Annotated in this window: 12 protein-coding genes; 1 reads left to right on the top strand and 11 read right to left on the bottom strand. The window is 32.2% G+C overall.

The window, feature by feature from the left end:
- Window positions 1-69 precede the first annotated feature (69 nt).
- The 5 genes from S100390_RS00315 to S100390_RS00295 form a co-directional block, all read right to left on the bottom strand.
- Window positions 70-1,746: an MATE family efflux transporter gene (locus tag S100390_RS00315; protein WP_070406324.1), complete on the bottom strand. Its 1,677-nt coding sequence runs from the start codon at window positions 1,744-1,746 to the stop codon at window positions 70-72.
- Between the two features lie 67 nt (window positions 1,747-1,813).
- A complete protein-coding gene (locus S100390_RS00310; protein ID WP_070406323.1) occupies window positions 1,814-2,971 on the bottom strand; it encodes a TMEM164 family acyltransferase in 1,158 nt (385 codons plus the stop codon).
- Between the two features lie 17 nt (window positions 2,972-2,988).
- The gene (locus tag S100390_RS00305) at window positions 2,989-3,234 is read right to left on the bottom strand and encodes a hypothetical protein (RefSeq protein WP_231918049.1); all 246 of its coding nucleotides are present in this window, start codon (window positions 3,232-3,234) and stop codon (window positions 2,989-2,991) included.
- Between the two features lie 83 nt (window positions 3,235-3,317).
- Window positions 3,318-5,525 (bottom strand): PTS fructose transporter subunit IIABC, encoded by a 2,208-nt coding sequence (locus tag S100390_RS00300; RefSeq protein ID WP_070406321.1) that lies wholly within the window; start codon window positions 5,523-5,525, stop codon window positions 3,318-3,320.
- 139 nt (window positions 5,526-5,664) lie between these two features.
- The gene (locus S100390_RS00295; protein WP_070406320.1) at window positions 5,665-6,573 is read right to left on the bottom strand and encodes a type I phosphomannose isomerase catalytic subunit; all 909 of its coding nucleotides are present in this window, start codon (window positions 6,571-6,573) and stop codon (window positions 5,665-5,667) included.
- 111 nt (window positions 6,574-6,684) lie between these two features.
- Here S100390_RS00295 and S100390_RS00290 point away from each other — a divergent pair, with 111 nt between their 5' ends.
- Window positions 6,685-7,179 (top strand): hypothetical protein, encoded by a 495-nt coding sequence (locus S100390_RS00290; RefSeq protein ID WP_070406319.1) that lies wholly within the window; start codon window positions 6,685-6,687, stop codon window positions 7,177-7,179.
- Here the strand turns inward: S100390_RS00290 and S100390_RS00285 are convergent.
- From S100390_RS00285 to rpsL, 6 genes are all read right to left on the bottom strand, one after another.
- Window positions 7,169-8,188 carry a DUF3137 domain-containing protein gene (locus S100390_RS00285; protein WP_070406318.1) on the bottom strand — a complete coding sequence of 340 codons (1,020 nt, stop codon included), beginning with the start codon at window positions 8,186-8,188 and terminating at the stop codon, window positions 7,169-7,171. The two genes, S100390_RS00290 and S100390_RS00285, sit on opposite strands and share 11 nt — an antisense overlap.
- Window positions 8,189-8,241: 53 nt before the next feature.
- Window positions 8,242-8,856 (bottom strand): LemA family protein, encoded by a 615-nt coding sequence (locus tag S100390_RS00280; protein ID WP_070406317.1) that lies wholly within the window; start codon window positions 8,854-8,856, stop codon window positions 8,242-8,244.
- A gap of 122 nt (window positions 8,857-8,978) precedes the next feature.
- Window positions 8,979-10,169, bottom strand: coding sequence for an elongation factor Tu (gene tuf, locus S100390_RS00275; RefSeq protein WP_070406316.1), 1,191 nt, complete (start codon window positions 10,167-10,169; stop codon window positions 8,979-8,981).
- A gap of 115 nt (window positions 10,170-10,284) precedes the next feature.
- Window positions 10,285-12,363 (bottom strand): elongation factor G, encoded by a 2,079-nt coding sequence (gene fusA / locus S100390_RS00270; protein WP_070406315.1) that lies wholly within the window; start codon window positions 12,361-12,363, stop codon window positions 10,285-10,287.
- Between the two features lie 23 nt (window positions 12,364-12,386).
- Window positions 12,387-12,854: a 30S ribosomal protein S7 gene (gene rpsG, locus S100390_RS00265; RefSeq protein ID WP_070406314.1), complete on the bottom strand. Its 468-nt coding sequence runs from the start codon at window positions 12,852-12,854 to the stop codon at window positions 12,387-12,389.
- 22 nt (window positions 12,855-12,876) lie between these two features.
- Complete coding sequence (gene rpsL, locus S100390_RS00260; RefSeq protein ID WP_070406313.1) at window positions 12,877-13,299, bottom strand: 30S ribosomal protein S12; 423 nt, start codon at window positions 13,297-13,299, stop codon at window positions 12,877-12,879.
- Window positions 13,300-13,338 lie beyond the last annotated feature (39 nt).

The raw sequence follows: 13,338 nt of genomic DNA, 5'->3' as shown, positions 1-13,338 counted from the left end.
TATTCCCTATTTATACCTGCCAAAATTAAAAATAATATTATACACAAAAAATAAAAAAATGCAAAATTTTTAAATTTCTTTTGCATTTTCTTTTAATTCTTTTACTTTATTATCAAATTCAGTAATATGTTTTGCTGCTGTTAGATTTTTAACTCATTTTTTGCGACTTAAAATTACGATTGCTCAAATTGCTTTTAAACTATCTACTGTTTGCATAATTAAAACAATATAAACAATATCTAAATTTGATGTAAAAATTAAAATTGCTAATAATGGAACAGGGAGTAATCATGTAAATAAAGCATCTAAGATAAATGCATTCATAACTGCCCCACCGGTTCTAATAATCGCGTAACTTGTTGCAGCAATCATCAAGCAAGGATATCAAAGTCCATAAGCAAAGAGCATTCAATGGGCAATTCTAAATGTTTCTGGAGTATTATTTCTAAATAATAATTCTGGTAAAAATCAACCCCCCGCAACTAAAATTAAACCTGAAATAATTCCAACAAAGAAGGCTAAAATCACTAAATGTTTTCCATTATATTCTGCTTCTTCTAAATTATTAGCTCCCAACCGGCTTCCAACCAGTACCGAAGTTCCAGCCGAGAACCCATGATATAATGGTGTGTACAAAGCAGCAATTATTGTTGAAAAAATTGCATTTGCTGTTAAAGCATCTAAACTATAATATGCTCGTAGTTTAACTTGTAAAACCATTCCAACTGATCAAAAGATTTCATTTAATACAATTGGCCATGCTTTTTGAAAAGCGCGGCGGGTAACATAGCCATCAAAACGATATCAATTACGCGGAATAAATTCATAGCGTTTATATCAAAACAAAAGAATAATAAAAACAAGCTGTAATATTCGTGAAGCAGAGGTCGCAATTGCTGCGCCCTGAACACCAATTCCTTTAAAGTCGCCAAGAAAATGTGGCTCAATTAAAAAAGGATTCATAAAACAATTTGTACTTAAAGCAATAACTGAAATTCAAACCGCCAAACCAGCTCGCCCCGTTTCTCGAAGTGTTGTAATAAAAGCAATATTAATTGCTAATAGTGGATATGATAAAGCAATAATTTTAAAATACTCTGCTCCTTCTTGCGTTGAAATTGTTGCTGCTTGATATTCAAAGTACTTAAACCATTGAATTGCTAAATCTTTATCACCTGGTTGTAATTGTTTAAAAACATCTGGTCGTGGGGCATATTTAGGTGTTGTCGTAAAACTAATTAACTGATAACCACAAAGTTGCGATAAAATTAACACAATAAAACAAATAATTAAACAAACATAAATTTTTAATAAGGTAACTTCTTGTAGTTCCTTGTATTTTTGCGCTCCAAAATATTGTGCATTAAAAACACCAAATCCATAACAAGTTCCACTTAAAATAGCAAACATAATAAAATAAAGTTGATTTGAAGCAGCAACTCCATTCATTGCTAATTGGCCTGCCGTATAATGAAACCCAACATAGTTTCCTAAGCCTCATTGTTCTCAAACTTCTTTTACATTATAAACATCATCCGCTCCAAAAATAGTTTTAATGTCATCAGCTAAATGTTGAAAACCATGCACGTTACTTTTAATTGAACTTGCAAAAAAATTATCAACTAAATCTGTTGACTCCATAATAATCTCTTGCAGTGTTGCTAATAAAATTAAAACTAAGGCTGTCGCATATCACTTTTTGGAAGCAAAAAATTTTGGTCGTCTTTTGCTTTGAATTTGTGTCATTGTATCCCCCTTTCCATCCAGCTTAAATTACACTGCAAATATTATAATATAAAAAAATAAAAAAACATTATTTTTTTATTTTTTTTGAACGGTATTTTTGGTATAATTGATTACTTAGTAAATTACGATATGTTCATTCATCTTTTGAAAACCCCAATTTATTGTTCTTTGTTCGAATTAATTGTGCTGTATGGTTATTAAAGTTAACTTGATACCACTGTCCACAAGCATTTAGCATTAAATGACCGCTAATTGTTCCCAATGCCCCTAAAGTAAATAACGGGATAATTTGAGATGGATAACCACCCAGTCAATCACGAACATTAGTGCCACCAAAACTTCAACCACCTTTACCCATATATTGAAAATTCTCATTTAAAACTGCTGAAAATAGGAATGCAGTTAGAGCATATATTAAAAACATTATTAAACTTCCTAAAATTTGTTTTTTATCATAACTTGGTGTTCCATAAAGATGCATTCACCAACAAACAGCAATAATTAAAGCGTGATTCCCATAATGCGCTCAATAATAATAATTCCCAAAAGTATAAGCATCTGGTGGAAAAACTAATGCCAAGATTGGTAATCACACTCCCCACGGCGCATAATATGAATACAACCTTCTAGTTACTTTATTATTTTGCGGACACAATAATAAGATTCCATAAATTAAATTTAATCATTTACATAACTCTAATGGTACAGCATCCGTTCAATTATCGGCACGAATTGTTGAACCACTAGAAATTGTTTCATAAACACCCGGACTAACTAATCTGAGTTTAACTCAAGCTTTGTAAATTGGTAAGTGCAAACGATCAACAGTTCCAGTGTCAAAAAAATGCGCATATAATTGACCTTGATATTCTACAATATTATTTTGTCCATATTCTAAACCATTAATTAAGATATTATTATCATTAAACATTAAACCTGGAATAACTTTATAATAATAAATAACTTTTAACAATCAAAAAATTAATCACGCAAAAATTAAATAACTACCCAGACCATAACGAAAGGCGTTTTTTGCTGCTAACTTAGCATTAAACTTTGGCAACAAAAACACTATTAATAATAAAACAACAACCATACTTAAACCAATTCCAAATTCAATCCCAAAAGTAACAGGTCCCTTGGGTTGTGCTCATTGACTACCTAAAGGGTCAAAAAAACCTCATGGCCCCTTTCATCCACCAAAACTATAACTCGTGAAATTCATTAGTGCCTCCATTTTTACTATTTTTGTTTTTTCTTTTCCGTTTTTTTCTTAATTGCTAGTTTTTTTGCTTTCTTATTCTTACGGTTTTTATGAATTTTTTGTCATAAACTTTCAACCGCAACCTTTTCACCATGATTTTCAATTTGATCTGTTTTTCGTTTAAAGAACAAAACAAGTCCAACAACAACTGTTAAAATTACAATGACAATTAATAATGCTGCTCATCACGGAAGAACATCAAACAATGATTTTACCATTAACATAATTTAATTTCCTCCTTTGTAATATCTTCCATTATACACAAAAATAAAAAATTAATAACATACGTTATTAATTTTTTACTTGTTTAGTTTCGCTTTGAAGATTGTTTTTTAGCAATGTTATTTTTGTTTTCTTTTTTAGCTGCTTTGATTTTTTTATCAGCAGCAACTTTATCGGAACGTGTTTTTAAAACAAATTGTTTCATTGAAATTGTTTCACCTGTACGTTTTTTATCTGCAATTTGTCAAAATCCGTACATAAAGGCAGTAATTAACGCTCCAATCGCCATAAATAAGAATGCTAATAATGTTCATCCTCAAGCACCAGCTCAACCATAAACTCCAGTATCACCATTTCCACGACCTAAAGCTGACAAGAATCCAACAATTGGACCACCATGACCCGCTAAATCAGCAATACCTACTGCTCCAGCTAAACCACCAGCAATTGCTGAACCAACAATGTTACTTGGAATAACACGTTTTGGATCATTTACTGCAAACGGGATAGCTCCTTCTGAGATTCCGATGCAACCCATAAAGAATGCTGTTGAACCCATTGTTCGTTGTTCTTCATTATAGAATGGTTTAAATATTCATGTTGCAATTCCCATTCCCATTGGTGCAACTGGAATAGCAACTGCCATTGCTCCCATTGGAGTATAAATTTTCGAACCAATTAATCCAGTACATGCTAAGAAAGCAACTTTATTAACTGGTCCTCCCATATCAAATCCAGCCATTGCTCCAATTAATAAACCAAAGGCTAATCCAATTGCTACATTAGCAGCATTTGTAGTATTTCCTCATGTTTTTGAAATTCAATCTTGGAATTTTCCCATTACTCATCCAACTGTTGAACCAATTACGAACATCATAATCATTCCATAGACAAATCCAACAACAATTGGAATAAAGAAGATTGGCATTACTGGTTTTAAACCTTTTGGTACGTTTCATGTATTAATCCATTTAACCGTATAACCAACAGCTAATCCCGCCGCAATCGCTCCAATAAATCCGGTCGGAGTATTAACTGCTTCAATCCCGGGCAAAGGATAAAAGTTAGCAGCATTGTTACCAATAAATGATACAACAATTGCTGGTGCAATTGCAGAACGACCAGCAATTGAGTTAGCAATAAATGCTCCTAAAACAGGAATCATTAAGGTAAATGCTGATGCCCCCAAGATATTTAAATAATAGAAAAAGTTTTTAGGATCAGTTAATGGATCAGTATAGAATAACTCTCCTCAATGTGCTGTTTTTCCTGTTGGGTCAGGAATTCAACCCATTCCTTTTGAAGAACCATGGAAGTTCTCATAGTTAGGACCATAAATTGCTTTAGCCAATCCTAATGAGATGGCAATAAAAATCCCCCCCAAGATAACAATTGGCACCATATATGAAACCCCTGCCATCAAGTGTTTCATGATTCCAACTTTTTGACCATTGTTACCGGCACTTTTTGTTGCAAATTCTCCAACTGGTTCGGTTTTTCCCTCTTTTAAAGCAGCGTTAATAACTCCTTCGGGGTCTTTAATTGCTTTAGCAACAGGACAAATATATACTTTTTTCCCACCAAATCTTGCCATATCAAGACCAATATCAGTTGCCGCAATAATTACTTCCGCACGTTTAATTTCTGCTTCAGTAAAATCATTGCGAATTCCTTCTGCCCCATGCGTTTCAACTTTAATGTCATATCCTAATTTTGGACCAGTTTGATTTAATTTATCAGCAGCTAAGAAAGTATGTGCTACTCCCGTTGCACAAGCGGTCATTGCTAAAATCAACGGTTTTTCGCCAGTTGGTTTTAATGGTTTTTTAGGATCATTTTGATCAGAACCACCCAACAGTGCTGCTTGAATCTTAGCCTTATTTGTTTCAACTTTCATTTCTTTTTTAAAGTTTTCATCCATTAATTTCCGTGCAACTTCACTTAAAATTCCTAAATGAATATCACCTGATTTAGCTTCAGGAATAATTAAAGCAATTGCAACTTTTGTTGGTTTTCCATCCATTGCTTTTCAATCAACAGAATCTTTGAAACGAATAAATAATACTGCTTCTTTTTTAACTGCTTCAATCCGTGCATGCGGAATTGCAAAACCATCTTCAAAACCTGTCGAAGATTCTTTTTCACGAGCCTCAAAACCCTTAACAAGTTCGTTGGGGTCAGAAACATATCCTAATGTTTCAGCCAACTTAGCAAGTTCTAAAAAAGCATCTTCTTTAGTTTTTGCAGCTGAATCTAAAATGATATGTTTCTCATTAAAAATTTCATTATACATATAGTTTTTTCCTTTCTATAAGTAGTTTATTATGTTAAACATTAAAAAGCAATAAAATACTTAAAAAAATCTATTTTTTTAAATAAACTGGAACTTTTTTCTATAAAAAAAAAAAAAAAAACAGTTTCGCCTAAACCATTTATTTTTTATAACTTAATAGTGCTTTACCATTAACAGTAACAGTAATCTTCTGATTTAAATCAACAATAATTGCTGATTCACCGGCTTTAAGGTTTACTGTCCCAATAATAATTTCCCCTTCGACAACTGTTACTTGTCCTCATTTTACGGATGATAAATCAAGTTCTTGCGTTTTTGTTAGTAAATGTAAAGTAAAATATTGATTATCAACCAAAATTCCTTCTATAATATGTTGTACTTGCTCATTTGAATCGGGAACTGTTGTTACATCAAAACATTCTTGCAAATGCAAGGGGCGCAAGTTTCCATCTTTATCCATACGATCAAAATCATAAAAACGATATGTAACATCTGATGAACGTTGTAACTCAAAAACAGTTACCCCCGGTGTTATTGCATGTACTTTCCCCGGTGGAACATATAAAAAATCCCCCTTTTGAACTTTTACTTCGGTAAATAATTGCTTCCATGCTTTTTGTTCAACCATTGTAATTAATTCAGCTTTTGTTTGTGCTTGATGTCCATAAATCATCTTAGCATCAGGTGGACAATCAAGAATATATCAACATTCTGGTTTTCCTAACATTTTATTATGTTTTAAACTGTATTCATCATCAGGATGCACTTGCACTGATAAATAATCATTTGCCGTTATAATTTTTGACAATAACGGAAATTCTTTTTCCGTAGTGCCAAAATATTCAGGATGGTTTTGATAAAAGGATTTTAAAGAAACCCCTTGTTCTTTTCCACTTGCAATATAACTCATTCCATTATCTAAAGCACTAATAACTCATGCTTCGCCATATAAATCATTTGTTGGTAATTGAAACCCAAAATCAGCCAACTTGTGGCCACCTCATAATCGTTCCGAAAAAAACGGGGTTACTTTAATCACTTTATACATAAATGTCCTCCTCAAGTTTTCCATTTATATTTAACCATAAAAACCGAAAAAATAATATTATCTTATAAATTTATAGTAAGATATAACCAACTAGCAGAAAAGGAGTTCAGAATGGAAATTATTAATATTCGTAGTTATCTTAAAAAAATAAAATGACATTTATTATGGCTTCTTGCCGCTTTGGGTTTGGTTACAATTATTTTTCTAATTATCTTTTTATTACAAAAAAAAATGTCCGCCCAAGATAAATTAATGTACTGCTCAATTTTTATTGTCATTAATCTACTATTATTATTTATTAACTATTTAATTATTAAAAACCCCTTTGTTTTTTCAAAAATTTATCACTATGATAATGATAAAAATAGATTAAGTTTAAGCTTGTACTTTTATATTTTTGTTTTTATTATTACCCTTGTTTTTTTCTTCTTAACAATTGTTTCAATACAATTAATTTTAAAAACAACTTTTAATAATGCAATTAAACAGTTATGATATGCTGGTTTAGGCTATGCTTTATGAAGTTGTTCTATTATCGGTGGTTTTAACACTGTTAATCTAATTATTTTAAACCGACCAATTCCCCCATCAAAAACTACTGCTTAAAATCATACGCTTCAATTCATTGTAATGATCTTAATAATCATTCTAGGTCCTTACAAATAACATTAATAACATTCGTTATTGCTTCTTGGTAAGTTCCAACAAAAGAAAATCCAAGTAAGCAGCCAGTTATATCATTAAAACTATTCACATTGTAATTGCTAAAAACAATTGTAATATATCCCCCATTAAATTGCATTAAGGGGATTTTTTTATTGTCATTAGCTAATTCGATTAGGTTAACGATTACCTTTGGTGTTAATAACTTTCGAATTAAAATTTGATCATTTGCATTAACAGCAAATATTTTTTCGAATTCTGTTGATTCCAAATCAGTATTATCTTTTGATTTAAAGATTTTTAAAAAAGTCCGCATGGCTTTAATTGTTGCAACTAAGTCTCATGCTTCATTAACATCAATTGTTAAATATGGATAACGAGTATAAATAATATCTTTACTTTTACCAGCATCAATTACTTCTTTTCTTGTTAAAGTTCCAAATGAATAATTCACATTTGTTGTTTGAAAATTAATAACATAATCTTGTCTAATTTCACTTTTTGATGGCACCCCAACACGAGGAAAAAGGTTAAACTCTTTTTTAACTGTATCAACTTGATATTTCTTTGTTGCAATAGCATCCATCGCTATTTGATAGAATTCTGCAAGAGGTAATTCTTGAATGATAAGTTTCTGTAATTTTATTGCTTTTCAATATTTAAATGTTAGGTATCCCGCACAACTTAATGTAACTAAACTTACAAGAATAAGAATAACTTGTCCAATCACTCCCAAGGAACTTAATACAGTTAAAAAGGAGAATCGAATATTAATAAAACTGATTATTAACAAAAATCATAATAAAAAAGTAATTGTCATTAAAAATCAATTTAAATACATATAGCGTTTTTTTAAATACTTAAAATTAATGTTTGTTAGTTTATGTTTCATAACCAGTTCAGTAAATTTCTCTGTAACAACCGCTTCTAAAGATGTTATATTATTTTCCATTTGCTAATTTTAATTCCTTCATTAATTTAAAAAATAGAATTAGAAACAATTAATTATTGTCCTAAATCTATTTTAACATCTTGGCGATCAGCAACATCTGCTTCAAAATATAAGAACGTATTCAAACGTAATGAACTTGCCGCAACATTTGATGGCCAAGTTTTTAAACTGGCATTAAAATCACGAACTGCTGAATTATAAAAACGACGAGCAGCTGCAATATTATCTTCACAATCTTTAATTCCTGTTTGTAACTCAATAACACTGTTGTTTGCTTTTAAATCTGGATAATTTTCTAATAAAACATTAATTTTTCCTGCTTGACTAGTAATTGCATTATTAACCTTGTCTAATTCTTTCACATTTAAGTTTTGATTAGTTTGACTTCTTAATTCAACAATTGTTGTTAAGGTATCTTTTTCATACTTCATATATTGTTTTGTGCTATCAATTAACTTTGTTAACATATCAACTCTTCGTTTTAATTGTACATCAATATCTGATGCTGTTTCTTCAATTTTTTCTTTATTACGAATCAAATTATTTCTTGATAAAATAAATAAGAAAATTGGAAAAATTAAAATAAACCAAATATAAACAAAGAATTTGCCTAGAAAACTACTTTTCGCTGCAACTTCTGCATTATTTACTGTTGGATTATATCCCATTTTTGCTCCTCCTTTACGGGCCTATTTGTAAGTTATTATATAAGAAAACAATAATAAAAACAAGATATAAACTTTTAAATAATAAAAAATAGCTCTTAAGCGAGCTATTTTTAAAAAGTTAATTATTTAATGATTGAAACAACTGTTCCAGCACCGATTGTACGACCACCTTCACGAATTGAGAATTTTGTTCCTTCTTCAATCGCAACTGGGGCAATTAATTCAACTGTCATTTCAACATTATCAGCTGGCATAACCATTTCTACTCCGGCTGGTAATTTAATTGAACCCGTAACATCAGTTGTACGGAAATAAAATTGGGGACGGTAGTTTCCAAAGAATGGCGTATGACGCCCTCCTTCTTCTTTACTTAAAACATAAACTTGTGCTTTAAATTCTTTATGTGGTTTAACTGAACCTGGTTTTGCAATAACTTGTCCACGTTCAACATCGTCACGGTTTACTCCACGTAATAAAACCCCAACATTGTCTCCAGCTTTAGCGTCATCTAATAATTTTCTGAACATTTCTAAACCTGTTGCAACAACTTTTTTTGTTTCTTCTTTTAATCCAATAATTTCAACTTCTTCATTAACTTTAACAACCCCACGTTCAACACGTCCTGTTGCAACTGTTCCACGTCCTGTAATTGTGAAAACATCTTCAACTGGCATCATAAATGGTTTTGCAATATCTCTTTCTGGTTCGTCAATTCATTCATCAATTGCCTTCATTAATTCCATAATTTTTTCTTCTCATTGAGGATCACCTTCAAGTGCTTTTAATGCTGATCCTCTAATAACTGGGGTATTTTCTCCATCAAATCCATATTCACTTAATAAGTCTCTAACTTCCATTTCAACTAAGTCGATCATTTCAGTATCGTCACCCATCATATCACATTTGTTTAAGAAAACAACCATTTTTGGTACACCAACTTGTCTTGATAATAAGATATGTTCTCTTGTTTGAGGCATTGGCCCATCAGTTGCAGCAACAACTAAAATCGCACCATCCATTTGTGCAGCCCCTGTAATCATGTTTTTAACATAATCGGCATGCCCTGGACAGTCAACATGAGCATAGTGTCTTTTATCAGTACGGTATTCAACGTGTGAAGTATTAATTGTAATTCCACGTTCTTTTTCTTCAGGCGCTTTATCGATATTATCATATCCTTGTGCTTCTGCAAATCCTTTTTTAGCTAATACAGTTGTAATAGCCGCTGTTAAAGTTGTTTTACCATGGTCAACGTGACCAATTGTTCCAACATTTACGTGTGGTAAACTTCTATCAAATTTTTGTTTTGCCATTTTAATCTTTTCCTCCTATATTTAATAGACAAATGTCATAACTATTGTAAATTAATTTGTCTTGCTTTGCAATCCTTTTTTTATAATGGTGGATGAAACCATGTTTTTAATAAACTTACTCGGCTGATTTTCCAGCTTTTTTAATAATTTCTTCAGTAACTGATTTTGGTGCTTCTTGATAGTGTGAGAATAACATTGTGTATGTTCCTCGCCCTTGGGTAAAGCTTCGTAAATCAGTTGCATATCCAAACATTTCTGATAATGGAACTTTTGCCTTAACAACTTGAGCATTTCCACGTTGGTCGTTTCCTTCGATTTGACCACGACGTGATGATAAGTTCCCCATTACATCTCCATAGTATTCTTCTGGAACAGTAACTTCAACGGCCATAATTGGTTCTAAAATAACTGGTTTACATTTTTTTGCTGCTTCCTTTAATGCTAAACTAGCAGCAAATTCGTAAGCCATTTGTGATGAATCGACATCATGGTAAGACCCATCATATAAAGTTGCTTTAATATCAATCATTGGATAACCAGCTAATTTCCCAGTTTGCATTGATTCTTCAATTCCTTTTTTAACTGATCCAATAAATTCTTTTGGGATTTTTCCTCCAACAATTCCATCAACAAATTCAAAACCTTTATCATGGTTTGGTTCAAACTTAATTCATACGTGTCCATATTGTCCACGTCCCCCTGATTGCTTAATGTATTTTCCTTCTACATCTGCACTATCTTTAAAGGTTTCACGATATGAAACTTGTGGTGCTCCAACATTGGTTTCCACTTTAAATTCACGCTTCATTCGATCAACTAGAATGTCTAAGTGTAACTCACCCATTCCAGCAATAATTGTTTGCCCCGTTTCTTCATCTGTTCATGTTCTAAATGTTGGATCTTCTTCCGCTAATTTTTGTAATGCTAAACTCATTTTTTCTTGGTCTGCTTTTGTTTTTGGTTCTAGGGCTAAACTAATAACTGGTTCTGGAAAGACCATTGATTCTAAGATTACTTCATTTTTTTCATCACAAAGTGTATCTCCCGTTGTTGTTAATTTTAGTCCAACTGCTGCTGCAATATCACCAGCATAAACTTCCTCAATTTCTTCACGATTATTAGCATGCATTTTTAATAACCGTCCAATTCGTTCACTCTTATCTTTTGTTGAATTTAAGATAGAACTTCCTTTTTTTAACACTCCTGAATAAACACGGAAAAATGTTAATTTTCCAACAAAAGGATCGGTCATAATTTTAAATGCTAAAGCCGAAAATGGTTCACTATCATCAGCATGACGTTCAACTTCGGTTCCGTCTTCTAAAACCCCTTTAATCGATGGAATATCAACTGGTGAAGGCAAGTAATCAATTACCCCATCCAACATTAATTTAACTCCTTTATTTTTAAAGGCACTTCCACAAAAGACTGGAAAAAACTCTCCGGTTAATGTTGCGGCACGAATTGCACTTTTAATTTCAGGAACTGAAATTTCATTTCCATCTAAGTATTTTAGCATTAACTCTTCATTAAAGTTAACAACTGCTTCAACTAATTTCGTACGATATTCTTCCACTAAATCTTTTAAATCATCAGGAATTGGAATTTCTTGAGCATCCTCATTCGCTGCACCATCGTAATGATAAGCTTTTCGTTCTATGATATCAATAATTCCTGAAAATTGATCTTCAGCTCCAATTGGAATTTGCACTGGATGTGCATTTGCTTGTAAACGATCATGAATTGTTTTTACTGAATATAAAAAGTCAGCTCCAATTTTGTCCATTTTATTAACAAAGACAACACGTGGCACCCCATAAGTTGATGCTTGTCTTCAAACAGTTTCTGTCTGGGGTTCAACTCCTGACTGTCCATCAAGAACTGCAACGGCCCCATCTAGTACTCGTAATGACCTTTCCACTTCCACGGTAAAGTCAACGTGACCTGGAGTATCAATAATATTTAATCGCATATTTTTTCAAAAGGCTGTTGTTGCCGCTGAAGTAATTGTAATCCCACGTTCTTGTTCTTGAGCCATTCAATCCATCTGACTAGCCCCATCATGTGTTTCTCCAATTTTATGAATTTTACCAGTATGGAATAAAATCCGCTCTGTTGTTGTGGTTTTTCCAGCATCAATGTGCGCCATAATTCCAATATTTCTCGTATTTTCTAGAGAATATTCTCTTGCCATTTTTATATTCCTTTCTATGTCTCTTATCAACGATAATGGGCGAAAGCTTTATTTGCTTCGGCCATTTTATGAGTATCATCTTTTTTCTTTACTGCTCCACCAATTCCATTTGATGCATCAATAATTTCCCTCGCTAAGCGATCAATCATACTATTTTCATTACGCAATCTTGCATAACTAATTAATCATCTTAATCCTAAAGTAACTTTACGATCATCATTTACTTCAACTGGAACTTGGTAATTAGCTCCCCCAATTCGACGAACTTTTAATTCTAAATGTGGTGTAATGTTTTCAATTGCTTTATTAAACACATCTAATGGATTACTATTTGTTTCTTCTTTTATCATATCAAATGCACCATATAAAATTGTTTGAGCATTTCCTTTTTTCCCATCAACCATAATTTTGTTAATTGTACGAGTCACTAATTTTGAATTATAAATTGGATCTGGTAAAACATCTCTTTTTTCTGCTTGGCGTTTACGCATAAAATTCCTCCTTTCTTTTTAACTAAGCTTTCGCTGCTTTTGGTCTTTTTGTACCATATAGTGATCTTCCTTGTTGACGGTTATTAACTCCGGCAGTATCTAATGTTCCACGAATAATATGGTAACGTACCCCTGGTAAGTCTTTAACCCTTCCTCCACGGATTAAGACAACACTATGTTCTTGTAAGTTATGTCCTTCACCTGGAATATATGCTGTTACTTCCATTCCGTTTGTTAAACGAACACGGGCATATTTTCGTAACGCTGAGTTTGGTTTTTTTGGTGTCATTGTAGCAACACGTGTACAAACCCCTCTTTTTTGTGGTGAGGTTATATTAGTTGGTTTCTTTTGCAAAGAATTTAACCCTCTATTTAAAGCGGGGGCTTTTGTTTTTCACACTTTATCTTTACGTGGTTTACGAACTAATTGGTTAATTGTTGGCATTAAACTTGCTCCTTTCTTTTTCACATATCCGAGTGTATC

Source organism: Spiroplasma sp. NBRC 100390, assembly GCF_001886495.1.
Taxonomy (GTDB): Bacteria; Bacillota_I; Bacilli_A; order Mycoplasmatales; family Mycoplasmataceae; genus Spiroplasma.
Note: the sequence above shows the minus strand (reverse complement) of the source record. Positions and strands in the feature narration are given on the sequence as shown.